This window comes from Phaeodactylibacter luteus (assembly GCF_007993045.1).
Classification (GTDB): domain Bacteria; phylum Bacteroidota; class Bacteroidia; order Chitinophagales; family Saprospiraceae; genus Phaeodactylibacter; species Phaeodactylibacter luteus.
The window spans coordinates 38349-61376 of record NZ_VOOR01000022.1 but is presented as its reverse complement, the minus strand read 5'-3'; the positions used below and the strand labels follow the sequence as shown (position 1 = coordinate 61376).

Genomic DNA, 23028 nt, shown 5'->3' with positions numbered 1-23028 from the left:
TGCTTGTTTTTAAGCCCAAATACAGGCGCTATTTTCTTCTTTCCTTTGCCTTGGGCTTGTATGCGCCAAAATAGGAGGCATAAAATAAAGCCACCTTTGAAGCATCAAAGGCGGCTTTTAGAAAAATGGGGGAAATGAATGTTACCGGTGAATAATCAATATTCCGGTTTGTTATAGTCGGCAGCCAAAATCCGGCCGCACATAAAGAAGAGTGCGCGTTAGTTTTTCCTGCTTAATCTTCGAAGGAGCAGAAGATGCTGCCATCTGCATTAAGGACAACATCCAAGTCTTCGTCCTCATCGTTGGAGTGCTCGAGTTCTACCCAGTACTGAGGGCTGCTGTCTCCACCGGTCAGGATTTCAGCGTCGTCAATTTCATAGTTTGGGTACTGCGCTTGCAGTGTGCTCCGGACTGCTTCCGGCAATGCGCTGATGCTGATATCATCTGCTTCGAATTGGAATACGCCATCTGCCGTAAAGTAAAGGTCGCGGTCTTGGCTTCCCATTTCAATTTCAACCTCGATGAGGTTGCCGTCGCAGAAACGCTCTAGGTAGGCTTCGTCAATCTGATAGCCTGGGTAGTTGTTGTTGATGTAGGCTACAGCTGCTGCGGGCAAGTTGACTTGCTGATCGTCGTCATTCCAATCGTCATCATCATTGTTGTCGTCGTCGTCGTCATCATCGTCATCATCGTTGTTGCCGTTGTCATCATCGTCGTCGTTGTTGCTGTCGTCGCCATCGCTGTTCTCGCTGCAGGCAAAGAGGCCGTCAATAGAGAAGTAGACCTCGATGTCGTCGTTCAGTTCTACTTCGAAAAACTCCAGCCCATACTCAAGGTCGATGCTGACTTCGTCAATCGTATAGCCAGGGAATTCCGCTTCGATGTAGTCAAGCACTTCCTGGGGCAGGTCGGCAATACTGATGTAAACATCGTCTGTGTCCGGGCCAGCACTGATGAGGCTTCCGTTGGCGTCGAAGAGCAGCTCTATTTCCTCTGTGCCTTGTTTGATGTCTACCCCGTAGCGGATTTCGCCACTGCCTTCCACATAGCGGTCGGCATCATCTATAGTGTAGCCGGGGTAGTTGCCCTGAATGTAAGCGAGGGCATCGGCGGGCAGGCTGTTGATGTTGATGTCTGTGCCTTCTTCGCAAGGGCTAAAGATGGCTTCTGGATTGAACTGAGTGATAAAAGTCGTAGAAGAGCCATTGCCATTGCCGATATCGATAGGCATATCATCGAGGAGTTCGCAGCTGCTGAACGCTAATATGGCAAATGCGGCCATCATCCAATTTTTCATAGCAAATTTTAGTTTTTGGGCTGTCTGTAGCCCGGTTTGAAAAAGAGAGAGAGTTGAGTTGTATCCAACGCCCACTTTAGAGCGCTGTAAGTATCACTGATCAGTAACAACACTACAAACATACGGGCATGGGAGGGGGAGGGCAAGTACAAAAAAAGAGATTTGTCAATACGAACAATGGGCAATAGCAACTAAGTAGAATCTGTAAAATGGTGTCAAGAGATATTTTTTACTGCAATTACATTAGAATAATATTTAATTCAAAATATAGATTTGCCAATTTTTGTATTCGAAATCAGGCACAAAAGGCTTTGCTATGGCCAAAAACTGACGCAATGGGGCTTGCGCTGCAAGGCAAAAGCCGCAGTACAAATTCCCACGGGCTTTCGCTCCGGTATCCTACAGGCTTACGTACCTTTGAGGTAAGATATATGGCAAGAGGGCCCAACATATTGTAGGTCTTCCCGTTTGGGTTCTCGTAGCCATTTCGCTGGCAGGGGGGCGGCCAATTGCCATCACCTTATTATAAACAAACCGATATGGATTATAAAAACCCCAAATTCATTGTAGAATCAGGCAAGGTAGCCCCAGGCAGGGCCATTTGGCGCAGCCCATCCAACCTGGCTATCGTCAAGTATTGGGGCAAGTACGGGCAGCAGCTGCCCCGCAACCCTTCTGTCAGCTTTACACTCGACCGGGCTTATACAGAAACGGAGGTAGCCTACGAGTACCGTAAGGACACGGGCACTGGCATCAGCCTGGATTTCTACTTTGAAGGGCAGCCCAACCCTGCTTTTGCTGGCAAGCTGGAAAAGTTCTTAGGCAGCATCACGGAAATTTACCCCTTTTTGCGGCAGCTGAAATGGACGATCCGCTCCACCAACTCTTTTCCGCACTCCTCAGGCATTGCGTCTTCTGCATCGAGCATGAGCGCCCTGGCCTTATGCCTGTGCAGCATCGAGCGGGAGCTGTTCGGCACACTAGCCGATGATGCAGCGTTTTTCCGGAAGGCTTCTTACATTGCCCGCCTGGGCTCAGGCAGTGCTTGCCGTTCGGTATATCCGGGGCTGGCGCTTTGGGGAGAAACGGGCGAGGTGGCCGGGGCTTCCAACCTTTACGCTACCCCTTTGCAGGAAGTACACGAGGTGTTCAAAACCTATCAGGATGCCATCCTTATCGTCAGCAAAGGAGAGAAAGCGGTATCAAGCCGTGCAGGGCACGCCCTCATGGAAGGCAATATATATGCAGACAACCGCTATCAGCAAGCCCGGCAGCACATACACACCCTTTTGGGCGCATTGCGCACTGGAGACGAAGAACGCTTTGGGCAGCTGCTGGAGGCAGAGGCCCTCACCTTGCACGCCTTAATGATGGCTTCCAACCCGCCTTACATCCTCATCAAGCCGCATACCCTTACCCTGATCGAGAAGGTGCAGGCCTACCGCAGAGATACCGGCCACCCTTTGTACTTCAGCTTGGATGCCGGCCCCAACCTGCACCTGTTCTACCCTGCCCGGGTAAAAGAGGCAGTAGAAAACTTTATACATGCTGAACTGGTATCTTATTGTGAAGAAGGCCGGTGGATTGCTGACCACGTGGGGCAAGGCCCGGTACAGCTTTAGCCAAATTAAAGACTACACTATGCGCTATCTATCTATGGTGATTGGGCTGTTGATGCTCGGCAGGCCGGGCTGCACTCAGCCACCCGAAGACCGGCCGCCGGTAAACAACCCGGAGTTTGACCAAAAACTGTCCCGCATGCTACAGTTTAGCGCTCCAGTAATTGGCGTTCAGGAGGTTAGGGATATTCAGGAGGAAGTTTATATCTTTGACGCCCGGGAGCAGGAGGAATTCGATGTAAGCCACATTGAAGGAGCTAAGTTTTTGGGGTACAAAGACTTAAATAGTGAAGCACTTGAGGGCGTGCCCAAAGATGCCAAGCTGGTGCTCTACTGCTCCGTAGGCTACCGCAGCGAAAAAGTAGCGGAAAAGCTAAAGGGAAAAGGTTATACACAGGTGTACAATATGTATGGCAGCATTTTCGAGTGGGTCAATGAAGGGTACCCGGTAGTGGGCCCCGATGGAAAACCTACCCGCAAGGTGCATACCTATAACGCGAAGTGGGGCAAGTGGGTAGACCGCCCTGATGTGGAGAAGGTTTGGTGACCGCCCCCGCAATTTCACAAAAGGATCAAATTCAAATCATTGCGCTTATGGATTTATTTGCAAAGTTTTTGGAAGACAGAGGGCCGCTCGGTAAGTGGTCCCGTACCGCTCACGGTTACTACACGTTTCCAAAACTGGAAGGGGAGCTCGGCAGCCGCATGCAGTTCCAGGGAAAGGAGAAGATCGTCTGGAGTGTGAACAACTACCTCGGCCTGGGCAACCACCCCGAAATCCGCAAGATAGATGAGGAGGCTAGCCGCGATTGGGGCCTGGCCTATCCTATGGGCTCCCGCATGATGTCGGGCGAAACCAGCTACCACGAACAGCTCGAGCGTGATCTTGCCGATTTTGTAAAAAAGGAAGAGGTCATGCTGCTCAATTTCGGGTACCAGGGCATTATGTCTATCGTTGATTCTCTGCTTACCCGAAAGGACATAGTCGTATACGATAAAGACTGCCACGCCTGTATCTATGATGGCATCCGCATGCACCTTGGCAAGCGCTTGCCTTTTGAGCACAACGATATCGATAGCTTCGAGAAGCAGATCAAGAAGGCCGTATTGTTCGCAGAACAGACCGGCGGCGGCGTCCTTGTGATTACTGAAGGGGTCTTTGGTATGCGTGGGGAGCAGGGCATCCTCAAAGAGATTGTTGCATACAAGGAAGAATATGGCTTCCGTTTGCTGGTAGACGATGCCCACGGCTTTGGCACCTTGGGAGAGACCGGTGCCGGTGCTGGCGAAGAGCAGGGCGTACAGGATGAAATCGACTTGTACTTCAGCACTTTCGCGAAGTCGATGGCAAGCATAGGGGCGTTCGTAGGTGGCGACAAGGAGGTTATTGAGTTCCTGCGCTACAACCTGCGGTCACAGATTTTCGCCAAGTCCCTTCCGATGCCGATTACCATTGGCAATATCAAGCGCTTGGAAATGCTTCGCACCCGCCCTGAGTTCAAAGCTAAGCTATGGGAAAATGCGGACCTGCTGCAGGCAGGGCTGCGCGAGCGCGGTTTTGACCTTGGCACGACAAGCAGCTGTGTGACGCCGGTCTACATGCATGGTTCTGTGGAAGAGGCGATGGTGCTGGTGCGCGACCTACGCGACAACTACGACATTTTCTGCTCGGTAGTGGTTTATCCGGTTATCCCGAAAGGGATGATCCTGCTCCGGTTGATACCGACCGCTGCACATACCAAGGAGGACATTGAAATCACCATCGATGCCTTTACTGCCATTTCCGATAAGCTGAAGTCGGGCGAGTACCGTAAGCAGGCAGAAATGATCAAGCCAGAATAATAAGGCTTGGCTTTAGATGATAGCAAGCTGGGGCGCCCGAAAATATTGGGGGCTCCGGCTTTTTTTATCCCTCTTCCCTCCCACTGAGCACCTGCTCCCGGTATGCTTTGGGCGAAAGCCCGTACTTGCGTTTGAACACCCGGTTGAAATACGATAGGCTGTTGTAGCCGGCAGAGAGGTAGACGTCCTGTACTTTGCGCCCAGGGTTTTGCAGTAGCCGCCTGGCCAGTTTCATGCGCTCATTGTTGATGAACTCTACGGGGGTAACCCCAAAGGTATCCCGGAAAGCCCGGTAGAAACTAGATTCGCTCATGTACACCTTTTGGCTGATCTGCTCCACGGTTAGTGGCTCGCTGAGGTGCTTGCGGATGTAGGTGACGGCAAAAGCCAATCGGTCGTTGCCCTCTCCTTTTTCGCTCTCTATATAATTGGCCCGCGATTCGGTCTGTAGGATGCGTACGATAAGCTCCTGAAGCATCAGGTTGGCAAACAGGTCTTTGGAGGGGTGCTCTTCCGTGCTCAGGAACAGGAGCCGCTGTATGATCTGCTGTATGGCAGGGCTGTTCGAGAAATGGAAACTGCCCGGCGTGAAGCGCCATTCTTCCTGATCGGTCTTGGGCATAGTCTCATTGAGGAGGGCTACCGTCTGCTGTATCTTGTCTTCAGAAAGCGTCATGGCCAGGCAGTGCGTGGGGTTGTTCAGCTGCGCTTCTGGAAAGTTGATGCACATGGTCTGATCGGCAGGCAGCAGCAAGGACTCCCCCGGCAAAAACTCGAACAAAGGCTCTGCCTTTAGCTTCATGAGCTTTTTCCCCCGGATCATGCTGGCAAACACGGGCTGTTGGAACTTCAGTAGGACTTCCTCTGCTTGTTGGTGGGTCTCGAAGATGTTGACCTCCGCCTGTTCCATGGTGAAGGCGGTCTTGTTCTCCACAAGCGTGTCCAGTCTTCTGTATAGCGAAAAGTCTTTGGGCAGTTGTAGCATAGGCGATCGTTATTTTGGCGCCAGCCAAAAAGGTGCTGGCCACAGAAAGCTGTCAAGCATTTGAAATAAAAAAAGGGGAGCAGGCGCGTTTTCTTTAAATGATAGCATTAAGATATGGAATAACGGAAGATAATTATGAGGTGGTGGTTTTTTTAGGGTGTATTGACAGGATAGTTCAGCTATGTGGGAGGATAAGTCATACTTACGGTTTTACTTGGCCTTAGTTTTGTGATGGAATGGATGATAGTGGTTAAATTTTGTATAAAGCTATTGTCCGGAATAATATATCAATTCACAAAACCAGATAATATGAGCCAGGTAGCAACGGCAGCTCAAGACAAGCTGAGCGCGCCCCAATTTAAAGAACAATATGACAACTTTATCGGTGGCAAATGGACGCCCCCTGTAAAAGGAGCCTACTTTGAAGACATCTCGCCAGTGGATGGCAAAGCCTTCACACAAGTAGCCCGCTCTACGGCAGAAGATATCGAGCTGGCCCTCGATGCAGCTTGGGCGGCAGCACCGGCCTGGAATACTTCAGCGGCTGCTTACCGCAGCAACCTCCTGCTGAAAATTGCGGACATCATGGAAGAAAACCTGGAAGCGCTCGCACGGGTAGAAACCTGGGACAACGGCAAGCCCATCCGCGAAACTATGGCTGCCGACCTCCCTTTGGCTGTGGACCATTTCCGCTATTTCGCCGGGGTCATCCGTGCAGAAGAAGGCAGCATGAGCGAGCTCGACGCCAATACCGTTACCGTAAACGTGCCGGAGCCCCTTGGCGTAGTTGGGCAGATCATCCCCTGGAATTTCCCGCTATTGATGGCCGCTTGGAAAATCGCACCTGCCCTGGCCGCTGGAAACTGCGTAGTCCTGAAGCCGGCAGAACAAACCCCGGTTGGCATTTTGGCCCTTATGGAGCTGATACAGGATGTGCTCCCTGCGGGGGTGCTCAATGTGGTTAATGGCTTTGGTATAGAAGCGGGCAAACCGCTGGCCTCCAACCCCCGCATCAATAAAGTCGCTTTTACTGGAGAAACGACGACGGGGCAGCTCATTATGCAGTATGCTTCCAAAAACATCATTCCGGTCACCTTGGAGCTTGGCGGCAAGTCGCCCAATATCTTCTTCAAGAGCATCATGGAAGCTGATGATGAGTTTTTCGACAAGTGCCTGGAAGGGGCACTGATGTTTGCGCTCAATCAGGGCGAAGTTTGTACCTGCCCTTCCCGTATCCTCGTAGAAGAAAGTATTTTCGATGCTTTCATGGACCGAGTGGTAGCCCGTGCGAAGCAGATCAAGCTCGGCCACCCGCTCGACCCTCAGACCATGATGGGCGCTCAGGCCTCAAGCGATCAGTACGAGAAGATCCTGAGCTATATCAAAATTGGCAAAGAAGAAGGAGCTGAAGTCCTCTTCGGAGGCGAAGCTGCTTATAATGAAGGCCTGGAAGGCGGCTTTTACATACAGCCTACCATACTCAAGGGCAACAATAAAATGCGGGTTTTCCAAGAGGAGATCTTCGGCCCGGTCGTTTGTGTGACGACCTTCAAGGATGAGGCAGAAGCCATCGAGATTGCCAATGATACCCTCTACGGGCTGGGCGCAGGCGTATGGACACGCGACATGCATCAGGCTTATCAGGTGGCCCGTGCAGTGCAGGCTGGCCGCGTTTGGGTGAACAACTACCACAACTATCCGGCTCATGCTCCTTTCGGAGGGTACAAAAAGTCTGGTATCGGGCGGGAAACTCACAAAATGATGCTGGCTCACTATCGCCAAACTAAAAACATGCTCATCTCTTACGATAAAAAAGCAATGGGCTTTTTCTAAAACAGCACATTGTGATTGGGCGTAAACCAACTATCGCAGCTGCTTAAGCTCTTCGGGCTCTAGTGCCTCAAGCCATAAATCCTTGACACCCCAAGTTTCGTTATTTTCCGTCTACTCTTCGTTAAAGAACCGCTCCTTTAGCTCGGGCTAAAGTCGCGAACCTTCGCCTTGATTAGCCGGAAAATAACTTCAACTTAAGTATCAGAGATTTATGACTTTAAGGCACTAGGCTGGCATTGGCCTAGCGCTGCGCAGGGGTGTAAGCCCGATAGGGCCGAGCGGGCAGCGAGCCCCGTAGCATAGCGGCACCTGCCTGCTGGCAGGGGCAGGCTCCACCAAAAACGGCAACTGGTTTTGCGCCCTTATGATTGGCCACAAACGGGCAGAGCCTGCAGGATGTATGCCTGTGGGCTTTGCTGTTTTAAAACTTTGAAAAATTGCTATGACACCAAGAGTCAAAATTACCCCCGAAGCCACCGCTGTTGTCGAAAAACTCAGGGACGAGCACGGGCCGCTTATGTTCCACCAAAGCGGCGGTTGCTGTGATGGCTCCGCCCCAATGTGCTTTCCCAATGGAGAGCTGATGCTCGATGACAACGATGTTTGGATAGGGGATGTGGCAGGCTGCCCATTCCTCATGTCCAAAGATCAGTTCGAATACTGGCAGCACACACAGCTCACTGTAGATGTCACCAAGGGCCGAGGGGCTAGTTTCTCTTTGGAAATCCCTCTGGGGCTGCGTTTCCTCATACGCTCCCGCTTGTTTTCCGATGAAGAAATCGGGCAGCTGCCCCCCGTAAAGCCTGGCAGTGCTGTTGCTTGAGCCTAAATAAATAAATTGGCTAAAGTTTAAACACTGATAATCCGGGCGTGATGAAAATTCCGTAGCTCATAATGATATCCCATTTTTCAATTAAACAAAGACATCATTATGGTTCGAAATTTTATCAGGCCCATGATGTTGATTGCGCTTGTTTTTACAGCAGCACAAATACAGGCAGTGACATTGCCTGTTGTGAGCGCAGTTGACAACGTAGCGGGGTCGCTTCGGTCGGTCGTAGCAGCGGCTTCACCGGGTGATACCATTACTTTCGACTTGTCTCTGGATGGCGTTCCCGTCCTTTTGGCAGGTACAGAAATTGTCATTGACAAATCACTGACTATTATTGGCAATGGCTCTTCAAACACAATTGTTGATGCAGCCTCTCTTAGCCGGATTTTCAACCTTACTGGCGGCGCGTCTCTGACCCTAAGAGACATTGCGCTTACCAATGGCGCTTCCTCAACTGTAGGAGGGGCTATTTTTTGTGATAACTCCAGTTTAGAAATTTACAACGCTGTGCTTTCCAACAGTACCGCTAGTGGTGCTATGGCTACACAGGGCGGCGGTGCTATCGCAAATGTCGGCGGCAGCGTTTTGGTCGTTGATTCTGAAATTACCGGCAATGCAGCAACAGGTGCATCGGGCAGTGGCGGCGGTATCCTCAACCTCTCAAGTGGTTCCTTGACGGTCACCAATACGGTCATCTCTGGCAATAGTGCTCCGCGTGCAGGTGGCGGTATAGAGGACAACTCTGGCGCTGCATCTGTAGTTGATCTTACTGATGTGACCCTAAGCAACAATACAACAGGCAGCGCTCCGGGCAACGGTGGCGGTGTACACATCACTGGCGCAGGCGATATGAACATCACCGGCGGTATGGTCATGGGCAATATCGCAGCGGCCGAAGGCGGTGGCCTTTGGAACGGCGCCGGTACTATGGTGGTCAATAATGTGGCCATAGAGGGCAATGTAGCCAGTGGTGCTGGCGCAGACCAAGGCGGTGGCGGTATCTACAACCTGAGCGGTACGGTCATGGTCATGGGCGGTGTCATCTCCAATAATATGGCAGACGGCATGTCTGGCAGCGGCGGCGGTATCCTCAATGATGCTGGCGCAACACTGACGGTAGAGGGCACAGTCATATCTGGCAACTCTGCCTCCCGTGCAGGCGGCGGAATAGAGGACAACTCTGGCGCTGCTACAGTAGTAACGCTAACCAACGTAGAGCTGAGCAATAACACCACGGGCAGCGCCCCTGGCAACGGCGGCGGCGTACACATCACTGGCGCAGGCGATATGAACATCACCGGTGGTATGGTCATGGGCAATATCGCAGCGGCCGAAGGCGGTGGCCTTTGGAACGGCGCCGGTACTATGGTGGTCAATAATGTGGCCATAGAGGGCAATGTAGCCAGTGGTGCTGGCGCAGACCAAGGCGGTGGCGGTATCTACAACCTGAGCGGAACGGTCATGGTCATGGGCGGTGTCATCTCGAACAATATGGCAGACGGCATGTCTGGCAGCGGCGGCGGTATCCTCAACGATGCTGGTGCAACACTGACGGTAGAGGGCACAGTCATATCTGGCAACTCTGCCTCCCGTGCAGGCGGCGGAATAGAGGACAACTCTGGCGCTGCTACAGTAGTAACGCTAACCAACGTAGAGCTGAGCAATAACACCACGGGCAGCGCCCCTGGCAACGGCGGCGGCGTGCACATCACTGGCCCTGGCGATATGGACATCACCGGTGGTATGGTCATGGGCAATACCGCAGCAGCCGAAGGCGGTGGCCTTTGGAACGGCGCTGGCGTGATGACTGTGACAGATGTGACCATCAGCAATAATGTAGCCAGTGGTGCTGGCGCAGACCAAGGCGGTGGCGGTATCTACAACCTGAGCGGCACGGTCATGGTCATGGGCGGTACCATCTCGAACAATATGGCAGACGGCATGTCTGGCAGCGGCGGCGGTATCCTCAACGATGCTGGCGCAACACTGACGGTAGAGGGTACAGTCATATCTGGCAACTCTGCCTCCCGTGCAGGCGGCGGAATAGAGGACAACTCTGGCGCTGCTACGGTAGTAACGCTAACCAACGTAGAGCTGAGCAATAACACCACGGGCAGCGCCCCTGGCAACGGCGGCGGCGTGCACATCACTGGCCCTGGCGATATGGACATCATCGGTGGTATGGTCATGGGCAATACTGCAGCAGCTGAAGGCGGCGGCCTTTGGAACGGCGCTGGCACAATGACCGTTAGCGGGGTGACTATAGATGGCAATACAGCAAGCGGGCCTGAATCTAACCAAGGCGGTGGCGGTATCTACAACCTGAGGGGGACTGTTATGGTCATGAACGGTACGGTTATCTCCAATAATGTAGCTGATGGAATGCTCGGCAGCGGCGGTGGCATCCTCAACGATTCCCTTGCCACTTTGGTCGTCATGGAGTCAACTATTGATGCCAACAGCGCAATGCGTGCAGGAGGCGGTATCGAGGATAACTCTCGCGAAAGTACAACCGTTGTGCTGACCAATGTAACCCTTTCCAACAACACTACAGGCAGCATGCCTGGAAGTGGCGGCGGCGTGCACATTACCGGCGCAGGTAATATGGACATCACTGGCGGTGCAGTCACTGGCAATACCGCAGCATCTGAGGGCGGTGGCCTTTGGAATGGCTCCGGTATGATGACAGTTACTAATGTCTCAATTGATGCCAATGTAGCTAGTGGTGCTGGCGCAGACCAAGGCGGTGGCGGTATCTACAACCAAAGTGGCACGGTCATGGTCATGGGCGGTGTCATCTCCAACAATATGGCAGACGGCATGTCTGGCAGCGGCGGCGGTATCCTCAACGATGCTGGCGCAACACTGACGGTAGAGGGCACAGTCATCTCCAATAACTCTGCTTCCCGCGCAGGCGGTGGTATAGAGGACAACTCTGGCGCTGCCACAGTAGTCACCTTGACTAATGTAGAACTGGTGAACAACACCACAGGCAGCGCTCCGGGCAACGGCGGCGGTGTGCACATCACTGGCCCTGGCGATATGGACATCACTGGCGGCGTGGTCAACAACAATACCGCAGCAGCCGAAGGCGGCGGCCTTTGGAATGGTGCGGGCACAATGACTGTAACCAACGTAAATATCAATGGTAATATAGCAAGCGGCAATGGCCCGGATCAGGGCGGTGGCGGCATCTACAACCAAAGTGGCACGGTCATGGTCATGGGCGGCGTAATTGCCGGCAATATGGCAGACGGCATGTCTGGCAGCGGCGGTGGTATCCTCAACGATGCTGGCGCAACGCTGACGGTAGAGGGCACAGTCATCTCCAATAACTCTGCTTCCCGCGCAGGCGGTGGCATAGAGGACAACTCTGGAGCCGCCACAGTAGTCACCTTGACTAATGTAGAACTGGTGAACAATACCACAGGCAGCGCTCCGGGCAACGGTGGCGGCGTGCACATCACTGGCCCTGGCGATATGGACATCACTGGCGGCGTGGTCAACAACAATACCGCAGCAGCCGAAGGCGGCGGCCTTTGGAATGGTGCGGGCACAATGACGGTAACAGACGTGACCATTAATGCTAACGTAGCAAGCGGCAATGACCCGGATCAGGGCGGTGGCGGCATCTACAACCAAAGTGGCACGGTCATGGTCATGGGCGGCGTAATTGCCGGCAATATGGCAGACGGCATGGCCGGTAGCGGCGGCGGTATCCTCAACGATGCTGGCGCAACACTGACGGTAGAGGGCACAGTCATTTCTGGCAACTCTGCTTCTCGCGCAGGCGGTGGCATAGAGGACAACTCTGGTGCTGCCACAGTAGTCACCCTCACCAACGTTGAGCTGGTGAATAATGCTACGGGCAGCGCCCCTGGCAATGGCGGCGGCGTGCACATTACCGGTGCAGGCGATATGGATATCACTGGTGGCGTGGTCAATAACAATACTGCAGCAGCCGAAGGCGGCGGTCTTTGGAATGGTGCGGGCACAATGACCGTTAGCGGGGTAAATATCGCAGGTAATGTTGCAAGTGGCGATGAGTCTGACCAAGGCGGCGGCGGTATTTATAACCTCCGTGGCACCGTAATGGTAATGAACAATACAGTGATCGCTGGCAACATGGCAAATGGCATGGCTGGCAGCGGTGGTGGTATCTTAAATGATTCCTTGGCAACGCTCGTAGTCATGGAATCTGTTATCGATGGCAACTCTGCTTCTCGTGCAGGTGGCGGCATTGAAGACAATTCTCGCGAAAGCACTACCGTCGTCCTCACGAACGTAACTTTAGCCAACAATACCACGGGCAGCGCCCCTGGCAACGGCGGCGGCGTGCACATCACTGGCCCTGGCGATATGGACATCACCGGCGGCATGGTAACGGGCAATATCGCAGCAGCTGAAGGCGGTGGCCTTTGGAACGGAGCTGGCGTGATGACGGTGACCGACGTAACGATCGACGGCAACGTAGCAAGCGGTGCCGGCGCAGACCAAGGCGGTGGGGGTATCTACAACCTGAGCGGCACGGTCATGGTCATGGGCGGTGTCATCTCGAACAATATGGCAGACGGCATGTCTGGCAGCGGCGGTGGTATCCTCAACGATGCTGGCGCAACACTGACGGTAGAGGGCACAGTCATTTCTGGCAACTCTGCTTCCCGCGCAGGCGGTGGCATAGAGGACAACTCTGGCGCTGCTACGGTAGTAACGCTAACCAACGTAGAGCTGAGCAATAACACCACAGGCAGCGCTCCGGGCAACGGCGGCGGCGTGCACATCACTGGCCCTGGCGATATGGACATCACCGGTGGTATGGTCATGGGCAATACCGCAGCAGCCGAAGGCGGTGGCCTTTGGAACGGCGCTGGCGTGATGACGGTGACCGACGCAACGATCGACGGCAACGTAGCAAGCGGTGCCGGCGCAGACCAAGGCGGTGGGGGTATCTACAACCTGAGCGGCACGGTCATGGTCATGGGCGGTACCATCTCGAACAATATGGCAGACGGCATGTCTGGCAGCGGCGGTGGTATCCTCAACGATGCTGGCGCAACACTGACGGTCAATGGCACAGTCATATCTGGCAACTCTGCTTCCCGCGCAGGCGGTGGCATAGAGGACAACTCTGGCGCTGCTACAGTAGTAACGCTAACCAACGTAGAGCTGAGCAATAACACCACAGGCAGCGCTCCGGGCAACGGCGGCGGCGTGCACATCACTGGCCCTGGCGATATGGACATCACCGGCGGCATGGTAACGGGCAATACCGCAGCAGCTGAAGGCGGTGGCCTTTGGAACGGCGCTGGCGTGATGACGGTGACCGACGTAACGATCGACGGCAACGTAGCAAGCGGTGCCGGCGCAGACCAAGGCGGTGGGGGTATCTACAACCTGAGCGGCACGGTCATGGTCATGGGCGGCACCATCTCGAACAATATGGCAGACGGCATGTCTGGCAGCGGCGGTGGTATCCTCAACGATGCTGGCGCAACACTGACGGTAGAGGGCACAGTCATTTCTGGTAACTCTGCTTCCCGCGCAGGCGGTGGCATAGAGGACAACTCTGGCGCTGCTACGGTAGTGGTACTGACGGATGTGGAGCTGAGCAACAATACCACGGGCAGCGCCCCTGGCAACGGCGGCGGCGTGCACATCACTGGCCCTGGCGATATGGACATCACCGGCGGCATGGTAACGGGCAATACCGCAGCAGCTGAAGGCGGTGGCCTTTGGAACGGAGCTGGCACGATGACCGTGACCAATGTGACTGTAGATGGCAACTCTGCTGTAGGTAGTGGAGCCGATCAAGGTGGCGCAGGTGTATTCAACGCAGGCGGTACTATCGAAATCATGTCCTCTACCATTTCTAATAATATGGTAACTGGCATGGGCAATGGTGGCGGTATCCACAATGATGCAGGCGGCATGCTAATGCTGACTGCGAGCACAGTTTCTGGCAATAGCTCAGCCAATAGTGGCGGTGGCATCACCAATGGTGGGGCCATGATGGTCAGCACTTCTACGGTTGCCAATAATATGGCTATGATGATGGGTGGTGGCGTAATGCAAATGGATGGAGATAATATGATCACCCTTCGGAGCAGCATTATCGCAACCAACACAGCTGATGGCATGGGACAGGATGTAGCAGGAGGCGGTACGATGCTGTCTGCTGGCTATAACCTGATTGGACAGGATGATACAGATGCATTCCCTGCAGATATGACCGATGTAGAAGGTACAGCAGATATGCCGGTAGATCCTAACCTTTCTCCATTGGCTAACAATGGAGGTATGACACAGACCCACGCCCTGAACTGCCCAAGCCCGGCAATCAATGCAGGTGACCCTGAAGATAATACGCCCGATCAGCGTGGCGAAATGGTCTTTGGTGTGCAGCGTGATATGGGCGCATTTGAATTCCAAGAGCCTTGTGTACCCGATGCCACCACAGGTGTGGTTGGCGATCTCAGCGGCAGCACCCTTTTCCCCAACCCTGCCAAAGCAGGATTGGTACAATTGGAAATCCCTGAGTCATTTGGCAACAACGTGACCATCCGCATTAGCGAGATGGCTACCGGAAAGCACTTGCAGCAGTTGCAGACGAGCTACGGGACGGCAGACCTTGATGTGAGCACTTACCCAGCCGGAACGTATACCGTACAGGTTTACGCTAATGAAGGCGTAGAATCTCACCGTCTGATCATCGTTCAGTAAGCGCTGACGCAATCAACAGATTATATAATATCCGGCCCCGGTACAGTTCTGCTGTGCCGGGGCTGTTTATTTGCCGCTACAGCCCGGCATTGATCAGGAAGGTCGCTGCAAAAGCGACGATTGCATACAGCTCCGGGAAAACAGCCAAGACCATGGTCTTCCCAAACACATCATAGCCTGCGCCCACTCCGGCAATGCCGTTGGCACAAATCCGTCCCTGCTGCATGGCGGAAATCAAAGCAACAATGCCAAGAGCGAACCCGGCTGCAAGCACCGCCATACCTTGCAGGAGGGTGATGCTTTCCGTTAGTACCCCGGAGGAGTTGATGATGAAAAAGCCTGCAAAGCCATATAGCCCCTGTGTGCTAGGCAGGGCGCTCAGCAGCATATAACTGCCAAAGGCATCTTCGTTTTTTTTCAGCGCACCAACTGTGGCGTTCCCGCCCATTGATACCCCAATGGCACTTCCCACTCCGGAAAGCCCAATCATTAGGCCTATGCCTGTGTAAGCTAATACGATCCCGTTCATATCTCTTTTGTTGAAGGTATTTCAAAATCTTTTCGCAAAGGGCGGTAAGCCTTTCCCCCGCCCTCGAACCCGGCGTTTTTGTAAAATTCCACGAATGTGAGGCGCATGGGGTGCACAAAAGCCCCTAATGCAGCTATGAATAGGTTGGCCGTGTGCCCCACCAATAGAAAAACCACAAATAAAATCATGCCTGCTGCGCCGCCCAGCCCCTGTATCTGCAGGGCAATGCTGTTGATTACCATCCCCAGGATGGCGCTGGCAATGCCAAGGGCAAACAACCGGATGTAGCTCAGCAGGTCGCCAAAGAGGCCCGTGATGCCGTACAGCGCCCACGCCCCGCTGCCTATCCTGCTGAAAAAACTGCCCTCTGGCTCGCTGAAGCCGACAATAAAAGCGGCACCTGCCCAGGCGGCGTAGCTGGAGTAAGGGCCAAGGGCATGGAAAAGCGCTAAGTCCAATAGCCCAATAATCAGTATGATCCAGCCCAAAGGGGCCAAGCCGTACCGCCAGCCAAACTGCCGCCATTTGTTGGCCATCTGTATCCCCAGGCCGAACAGCATTTGCACGATCCCCAGCCCCAAAGCAAGCTGGAAAGTCTGATCGCTGTCTAACATAAACCGCTTGGCTTCGCCCAGCCAGGCAAATTCCTCCTGCAGCAGGTTGAGCCCAAATACAGTCCCAGTCAGTATGCCGAACAGTACGGTGCCTACGCCCAAAAATTGGACAAGAGTGAGTGTAGGCCGCAGGCTTTTAGGGGCACGCAGGTGTTTGTATACTGTAGCACCTAGCAATAAGGCCAGCCCGTAGCCGGCGTCGCCAAGGCAAAAGCCGAAGAAGAGCAGGAAGAAAGGGGCAAAATAGGGCGTGAGGTCAATGCTGTGGTACTTCGGCAGGGCAAACAGCTGCCCAATAGGTACGAAAAGCCGGGTGAAGCCATCGTTGTCCAGCTTTATCGGCGGCTGGTCTTCTGGCCGGGGCCTGCCCTTTAAAAAAACCACTTGGGCTTCTTCACAAAAAGCCTCCACACTGCCCGATTGGGCCACAGGCACAAAGCCTTCAAGTACGCGCAGGTGCTCATCTGCTGCCTGCCGGCTGCCGTGTACCAGGCCAAGTATCTGTAAGCTGTCGAGTGCATCTTCCAAAGCTGCTGCGATGGCAGGCTGTGCTGTTGCAGCAAGCTCGTCCAGCCGCTGCTCTGCCCGTGCGATCTGCTCGTCAGCTTCCTTTAGCTTCTCAAGGAGCTCCACAGTCCCTGCTCGAGGCAGAGGCAGTTGTTTTGCATGGGGCAGGTCTATCTGCTCCCCGGCTCGCGTAAGCCCAAAGCACAGCACATCCGGCCCTTGCTGGCTGATGTGCCATAAAGGCAGTGCTTCAGCTTGAGGTAAGCCGAAATGCTTCTCCGGGAAGGAAAGGAAGTGAGGCTGCCATCCTGCCTGCATCAGCCCCGCCAAGCTGTTTTTTGAAAAATTGCCCCAAGGGGCCCACAGCTCGTATTCCTTTTGCCATTCCTCTCGTTCGCGGGACAGGCGCTCCACTTGTTCTTGTAGTTCCAGTACTGTGGCAGCAGCAGTCTGCCCCGCCTGAATGGAAACGCTAGCGGGGGGCAGCGGCTTTACAGCCCGTTTTTTTAGTGCCCGTAGTGCGGTTTCCAGTTGGCTGCTGAGCTGCTGTTTGTCCTGCAGCCCGGCTGTGCCCTGACGCTCCATCAGCCGTACATGCACCGTGCCAAGGGCTCGTAGCCCTTCCAGGAAAGGGGCATAAGCGGCATGGTGCACAAGGAAGAGGTACCGTTGCATTGGGGCAATCATAGCTTTTGTTGGTTTTGGCATTTTTTTACAATTTTCTGGGCAGCTTTGGCCAGGTTCTCCTCGTCTTCCAGGTAGCGTTCAATTTTTTGTATCGCTTCCTCATAGCCAGGGATTTGCACCTTTTCATAGAGGTTGACCTTCTGCGTGGCTTTTTTGCGGGCGTGCTCCAATTGTTCTGCCCGGAGTAAAGCGGCCCGGTGGGCGATTTCCAGCCGCGACCATTCTTGCAGCAAAAGGACCCCTTCCGGAAACCAGCCGGGGGAATGGAAAGGGCTGTATACGGGCGGCTCAAAATGCACTTCTTCAACCCAAGTGGTTGGCACCCCTGCCACTTTGCGTTTAGCTGCCTTCACTTCTCTGACCTGCACCAGGCTGAAATCAAAGCCAGCCCAGAGCCGGCCCATTTCCTCCTGCCCTTCGAGGTGCTGCTGCAGCTCGGCTTTCAGTGATTGGGCTTCTAGGCGGGCCTCTTTCACTGCTGCCCGCAGGGCTGCCTCCTTGCTCTTCAAAATGGGCAGCGCGCTCTGCCGGGCACGGAGCTTCTGCTGCAGCTCCTGCAGCGCGGTCTTGTTGTATTGGAAAGTGATGGCCATGTCTTTTTGCGTTAAGCTTCTGTCTGAGGCCAGTAGGCATCAGCCAAGGTCTGTTTAATGCCAGCTTCCGTCTGGGTGAAGTGGCGGGCAAAAAGTTTCCAAGCCGTATCGAGCATGGCTTCAGTACTGATGTTGACATCAATGGCAAGGAGCTCTTCTGCGTATTCCCGGGCAAAAGCTAGCGCCCGCTCGTCGTAGTCCGTCAGTTCAAAGCCATTTTCCAATTTGGTGCGGGCATCTGCTGCGTCCGCGTACAAGCGCACTGCGGTATTCATGACCTGCGGGTGGTCTTCGCGGGTCTTTTTGCCAATCACCAATTGTTTGAGGCGGGAAAGGCTGCGGAAAGGGTCAACTATAACTTTGCCAATCTCTGCATCCCGCCTTAGAAAGAGCTGCCCCTCTGTGATATACCCGGTGTTGTCGGGTATGGCGTGGGTGATATCACCCCCAGAGAGGGTGGTCACCGCTACGATGGTGATAGAGCCCCCATGATCGAATTGTACGGCCTTCTCGTATAGTTTGGCCAGATCGCTGTACAGAGAGCCGGGCATACTGTCCTTGGAAGGGATTTGGTCCATACGGTTGGAAACGATGCTCAGGGCGTCCGCATAGAGCGTCATGTCTGTGAGCAGGACGAGCACCTTCTCCTTTTTTTCTACGGCGAAGTACTCTGCTGCAGTCAACGCCATATCCGGTATGAGCAGGCGCTCCACCGTAGGCCCTTCAGTAGTATTGACAAAGCTGACAATGCGGTGGAGCGCGCCAGCCTGTTCGAACACCTGCCGGAAATAGAGGTAGTCGTCATTGGTCAGCCCGATACCGCCCAAGATGATGCGGTCAGCAGCGGTGCGCAGGGCCACGGTAGCCATAACAGGGTTGAACGGCTGATCGGGGTCAGCGAAAAAGGGGATTTTCTGCCCGGTCACCAGGGTGTTGTTCAGGTCTATGCCGGCAATGCCGGTGGTGATGAGCTCCGAGGGCTGTTCCCGCCTGACCGGGTTGACCGATGGCCCGCCTATTTCTCTCCATTGCCCGGGCACTTGCGGGCCGCCGTCTATTGGCTGGCCATAGGCATCAAAGAAACGGCCGGCCAGAGCATCGCTGACCTGCAGGCCCGGAGGTTTTCCCAAAAAGACGACCTCTGCATTTGTAGGTATGCCCTCTGTGCCTGTGAAAACCTGTAAGGTGATCTCATCGCCCACAATTTTCACGACCTGCGCCAGCTGGCCGTGCACTGTAGCCAGCTCTTCGTAGCCGACGCCAGTAGCCTTCACCGTGCAGGTGGCTTTGGTAATGTCCTCTATCCGGGTATATATGCGTTGGAATGCAGTGGGCATAAGGCTATGTGTTTTGAAGCAGCCTTTCGGCTAAAATGTCATCAAGGGCAGACCGGTACTTTTGGAATGCATCCGAATCGAATGGCGAATAATTCATCTGTTTGAGGTGGTTGATGAGCTGTTTGAAGTAGGGGGCGATGTCTTCGTATTGTTCGAAGTGGAGCGAGGTGCGCGCTACCTGCAAGATCAGCTCAACCAAATACTTTTGCCGTTGTAATGGCGTACGGGCGTCCACTTCGTCAAAAGCATTCTGCTGAAGGATGGCTTCGTCCACTACTTCCGCACGCCAGTACGCAAGGTGGGTGTCAAGGGCAACACCGTCATCCCCGAGGATATTGATCTGCTCAGCCGCCTCCTTGCCCCGCATCAAAAGGCTTTTCAGCTCGTTCACCTGTTGAGTCCAGCCCGGGGCAATCTGCTCATTGAGGGTCTGCTGAAGCTCCGGGTATTCCAAGTACTTGGAATAGCTCTCAATGGGGTCGATAGCCGGGTAGCGCTTGCTGTCCGCCCGCCGCTGAGAAAGGGCATAGAAGCAGCGGGCTACCTTTTTTGTGGACTCTGTCACGGGCTCCTTCAGGTTGCCCCCAGCGGGGGACACCGTGCCGATAAAGGTGATGGAGCCAGTGGCCCCGTTGTTCAGGTACACCATGCCCGCGCGGGCATAAAAGTTGGAGATGATGGCGGGCAGGTCCATGGGGAAGGCATCCGGGCCGGGCAATTCTTCCATACGGTTGGACATTTCGCGCAGCGCTTGAGCCCAGCGTGAGGTAGAGTCAGCCAGGAGCAGGACTTTAAGCCCCATAGCCCGGTAATACTCTGCAATGGCCATAGCGGTATAGACCGACGCCTCACGCGCGGCTACAGGCATATTGGAGGTGTTGGCGATGATGGTGGTGCGCTCCATCAGCTTGCGGTCTGACCAGGGGTCGTCCAATTCAGGGAATTCCACAAAGAGGTCGACTACTTCGTTGGCCCGCTCCCCACAGGCTGCCACAATGACGACATCGGCCTCGGCCTGACGGGAAATGGCTTGCTGCAGCACGGTTTTCCCACTGCCGAAAGGGCCAGGGATGAACCCAGTCCCGCCTTCTGCCATAGGGTTGAGGGTATCAATAGTGCGCACTCCGGTTTCGAGCAGCCGGAAAGGGCGGGGCTTTTCGCGGTAAGCGCGCACGGCACGTTTCACAGGGAACTTTTGCAGCATGCTGACAGCCACCTCTTGCCCTGTTTCGTCGGTCAGGGTGGCTACAGTGTCCTGTACTTTGTAAAGCCCCTCTGTAGCCAGGCTGGCGATCGTGTACTGGCCAGTTAGTTTGAAAGGGACCATGATTTTGTGGGCCAGCCCGCGCTCGTCTACATTGCCCAGCCAATCGCCAGCCCGCACTTGCTGCCCTACCTCGGCCAGCGGTTTGAACGCCCATTCCTTGTCCAAGTCCAGGGCAGAGGTGTAGTCGCCCCTCTGAAGGAATAGCCCGGTCATAGCGTGCAGGTCGTGCATCAGCCCATCATAAATCTGCGAAAGGATACCCGGGCCAAGAGTCGCTTCCAGCAAGTGCCCGGTGAAGCGGATGCCTGCGCCAGGGCGGAGCCCTCTCGTGCTTTCGAAAGCTTGCAGGTAAGCCAGGCCACCGGATATTTTGATGACCTCTGCCATGAGCTCGGCCCCTTCGTGCTCCACATAAGCTATTTCGTTTTGGGCGACCGGCCCATCGATATGGGCCAGCACCAGGTTGGAGATGATGCCGTGGACGGTGCCTTTCGTTCCAGATTGTACCGTATTCATGAGCGGAGCAGGTTTTGAGTATGTTGATGGATAAACTGGCTCACGCGGCGGCGGCCGGCTTGGGCAGTATGAGCCAGCGACTCTTCCAGCCAGTTGAGCTTCAGCCAATAGCCGAGCAGAACCGGCAGGGTAAAGTCTTCGAAGGTCAGGAGTTGGTCTAGGTATGCCCAGCGTAGGCGGAGGGCGGCCTTTTCCCGCTCATGGGCAGCAGGCTGCCGGCTGAACTCCTGCAATAGGCGCCCAAGGAAAGGATAATCTCTGCTGAGTTGCGCCTGAGATGGCAGCTCGCGCAGCAGCTCTGGGGCATCAAGGAAATACCATGCGTTTGTGCCCCCACCCCATTGGGCAAGGTTCCAGGCAGAGAGGAAGTTGCGCAGGCGATTATCGAAAGCAAGCCACTCGAGGGTGAAAGGGATGGCCTTTAAGCTTGCGTATTGATAGTACAGCTTGCTGAGCTCGTGCTGCAGCGCTGGCAGGGTAGCGCCCTGCCCTTGGAAACGGCTGTAAAACTGGTGCATGTAAATGGGCAGCCCTTCCCCTAGTTGCAGGCGCTCTTCGAATTCCAAGGGGGGGAAAACCCCATAGCTTTCCCCTTCCGGCTTGGGCTGGCCTTGCACTTTTGCCAGCAGCCCGGCATGGCTTTTGGGGTACTGCAACAATCGAAGCTGCTCGAGGTCTTGGGGCCGCAGCAACTGTGCGAGGGCTTCATCCAACGCTTGAGCGCTCATAGGCGCCTGGCTTTGGCCGGGCAGCAGCTCTGGCAGGCCAGCGACAAAAGCATAGTAGCGGTATGCAGGTAGGAAGGGCATAGGTTGCATTTATTCGCCGAATAGTAGCGCCTTAGTGTGGGGCCGCAGAAAATGGGTGAAAAAGGCATGGAAATCAGCCTCGGAAAAGGTGATGACATACTGTTCTCCGTCGGGGCCTATGCGGAACCCCGGCTTTAGCCCAGGTATAGGAGAGAGGGAAATGCCTTCTTGCAGTTGGGCTTTAGCTTTTTGGCTGAAGAATGACCAGAGCTCGGGTTCTGCTTCGGGAGAAACCTGTAGGGCAGCCCCGCCAGATTCCTGCCACCTCTCTGCTAATCGTTGTATCAGCTCTTGCAAGAAGGCTTTATCGTTGAATACCTGTTGCAGTGGGCTGGAAAAAGCTGCTGTGGCCAGCAGGCTGGCGATGTCTTCCTGTAGCGTGGCTTTTGCCTGACGGGCGGCAAGCTGCAGCTCTGCCGCTGTGTTCTCCCGGAGGCGTTCCGCTTCCAACCGGGCTTCTTGTATCAGGGCTTCTGCTTCTTTGGCCGCTCCCTGCCGGATCTGTGCCGCTTCCTTTTCGGCTTCTTCTAGAATGTTATCGGCCATAGCTTGCGCCCGGCCGACCCCCTCCTGACGGATGGTATCGATGAGCAATTGCAGTTTGTCTTCCATGGGTTGATTGCTTTTGCGAGCTTGAGCGATGCCAGGGCAGCATCCAAAAAGTTGCTTTTCAAAGGTAAGGGGCTTAGGGAAAGGCTGCGGTGATAATCGTCAGCTTATCGGGTGAGAGGTGTCACGCAGGGGCGAAGGTAAACCGGATATATATTAATAAAACTAAACCATTGTGCATTGTCCGGGATATGTTTATCTTTGAACTTGAGAAACCTACACACAAAGCAACAAGGTGTAAACCAAAATGTCTCAGGCGGTTATGCTTTTCGGGGTTCAGCTTGGCAGGCCTAGCGCTGCGCAGGGGTGTAAGCCCGGTAGGGCCGAGCGGATAGCGAGCCCCGTAGCATAGCGGCACCTGCCCGCAGGCAGGGGCAGGCCCCAAAGACGACAACTTGGTTTGCGCCCAAGCAACAGTTTGCTGGTCAAAAT

15 protein-coding genes are annotated in these 23028 nt (G+C 54.5%); 6 read left to right on the top strand and 9 right to left on the bottom strand.

Annotated elements, in window-relative coordinates:
- Positions 1-232: 232 nt before the first annotated feature.
- Positions 233-1297 (bottom strand): PepSY-like domain-containing protein, encoded by a 1065-nt coding sequence (locus FRY97_RS11860; RefSeq protein WP_147167752.1) that lies wholly within the window; start codon positions 1295-1297, stop codon positions 233-235.
- A gap of 539 nt (positions 1298-1836) precedes the next feature.
- On the opposite strand from FRY97_RS11860, the gene FRY97_RS11855 reads away from it, so the two are divergent.
- Genes FRY97_RS11855 through FRY97_RS11845 form a run of 3 tightly spaced genes read left to right on the top strand, consistent with a single transcriptional unit; the run spans position 1837 to position 4758 of the window.
- Positions 1837-2919 carry a diphosphomevalonate/mevalonate 3,5-bisphosphate decarboxylase family protein gene (locus FRY97_RS11855; protein WP_147167751.1) on the top strand — a complete coding sequence of 361 codons (1083 nt, stop codon included), beginning with the start codon at positions 1837-1839 and terminating at the stop codon, positions 2917-2919.
- Positions 2843-3463 (top strand): rhodanese-like domain-containing protein, encoded by a 621-nt coding sequence (locus FRY97_RS11850; protein ID WP_246141702.1) that lies wholly within the window; start codon positions 2843-2845, stop codon positions 3461-3463. The genes FRY97_RS11855 and FRY97_RS11850 overlap by 77 nt, the downstream gene beginning before the upstream one ends.
- Before the next feature lie 47 nt (positions 3464-3510).
- The gene (locus FRY97_RS11845; RefSeq protein WP_147167750.1) at positions 3511-4758 is read left to right on the top strand and encodes an aminotransferase class I/II-fold pyridoxal phosphate-dependent enzyme; all 1248 of its coding nucleotides are present in this window, start codon (positions 3511-3513) and stop codon (positions 4756-4758) included.
- A gap of 64 nt (positions 4759-4822) precedes the next feature.
- On the opposite strand, the gene FRY97_RS11840 is transcribed toward FRY97_RS11845, so the two are convergent.
- A complete protein-coding gene (locus FRY97_RS11840) occupies positions 4823-5743 on the bottom strand; it encodes an AraC family transcriptional regulator (protein WP_147167749.1) in 921 nt (306 codons plus the stop codon).
- Between the two features lie 309 nt (positions 5744-6052).
- On the opposite strand from FRY97_RS11840, the gene FRY97_RS11835 reads away from it, so the two are divergent.
- The 3 genes from FRY97_RS11835 (at position 6053) to FRY97_RS11825 (ending at position 15128) form a co-directional block, all read left to right on the top strand.
- On the top strand, positions 6053-7576 hold the full coding sequence (locus tag FRY97_RS11835; RefSeq protein ID WP_147167748.1) for an aldehyde dehydrogenase family protein: 1524 nt from the start codon (positions 6053-6055) through the stop codon (positions 7574-7576).
- Positions 7577-8018: 442 nt separating this feature from the next.
- Positions 8019-8399: a DUF779 domain-containing protein gene (locus FRY97_RS11830; protein ID WP_147167747.1), complete on the top strand. Its 381-nt coding sequence runs from the start codon at positions 8019-8021 to the stop codon at positions 8397-8399.
- A 108-nt stretch (positions 8400-8507) separates the two neighbouring features.
- The gene (locus FRY97_RS11825; protein WP_147167746.1) at positions 8508-15128 is read left to right on the top strand and encodes a choice-of-anchor Q domain-containing protein; all 6621 of its coding nucleotides are present in this window, start codon (positions 8508-8510) and stop codon (positions 15126-15128) included.
- Between the two features lie 76 nt (positions 15129-15204).
- Here FRY97_RS11825 and FRY97_RS11820 read toward each other — a convergent pair whose 3' ends face one another.
- From FRY97_RS11820 to FRY97_RS11790, 7 genes are read right to left on the bottom strand one after another with little or no spacing between them, the layout of a single operon-like run.
- Positions 15205-15657, bottom strand: a complete 453-nt coding sequence (locus FRY97_RS11820; RefSeq protein WP_147167745.1) for a V-type ATP synthase subunit K — start codon at positions 15655-15657, stop codon at positions 15205-15207.
- A complete protein-coding gene (locus FRY97_RS11815) occupies positions 15654-17465 on the bottom strand; it encodes a V-type ATP synthase subunit I (protein ID WP_170254614.1) in 1812 nt (603 codons plus the stop codon). Before FRY97_RS11815 ends, FRY97_RS11820 begins: the two co-directional genes overlap by 4 nt.
- Positions 17462-18058, bottom strand: a complete 597-nt coding sequence (locus FRY97_RS11810) for a V-type ATP synthase subunit D (protein WP_147167743.1) — start codon at positions 18056-18058, stop codon at positions 17462-17464. The genes FRY97_RS11815 and FRY97_RS11810 overlap by 4 nt, the downstream gene beginning before the upstream one ends.
- An 11-nt stretch (positions 18059-18069) precedes the next feature.
- A complete protein-coding gene (locus FRY97_RS11805) occupies positions 18070-19395 on the bottom strand; it encodes a V-type ATP synthase subunit B (protein ID WP_147167742.1) in 1326 nt (441 codons plus the stop codon).
- Between the two features lie 4 nt (positions 19396-19399).
- The gene (locus FRY97_RS11800) at positions 19400-21178 is read right to left on the bottom strand and encodes a V-type ATP synthase subunit A (RefSeq protein WP_147167741.1); all 1779 of its coding nucleotides are present in this window, start codon (positions 21176-21178) and stop codon (positions 19400-19402) included.
- Positions 21175-21987, bottom strand: coding sequence for a DUF2764 family protein (locus tag FRY97_RS11795; RefSeq protein ID WP_170254613.1), 813 nt, complete (start codon positions 21985-21987; stop codon positions 21175-21177). Before FRY97_RS11795 ends, FRY97_RS11800 begins: the two co-directional genes overlap by 4 nt.
- Positions 21988-21996: 9 nt before the next feature.
- Positions 21997-22599, bottom strand: a complete 603-nt coding sequence (locus FRY97_RS11790; protein WP_147167739.1) for a V-type ATP synthase subunit E — start codon at positions 22597-22599, stop codon at positions 21997-21999.
- Between the last annotated feature and the right edge of the window lie 429 nt (positions 22600-23028).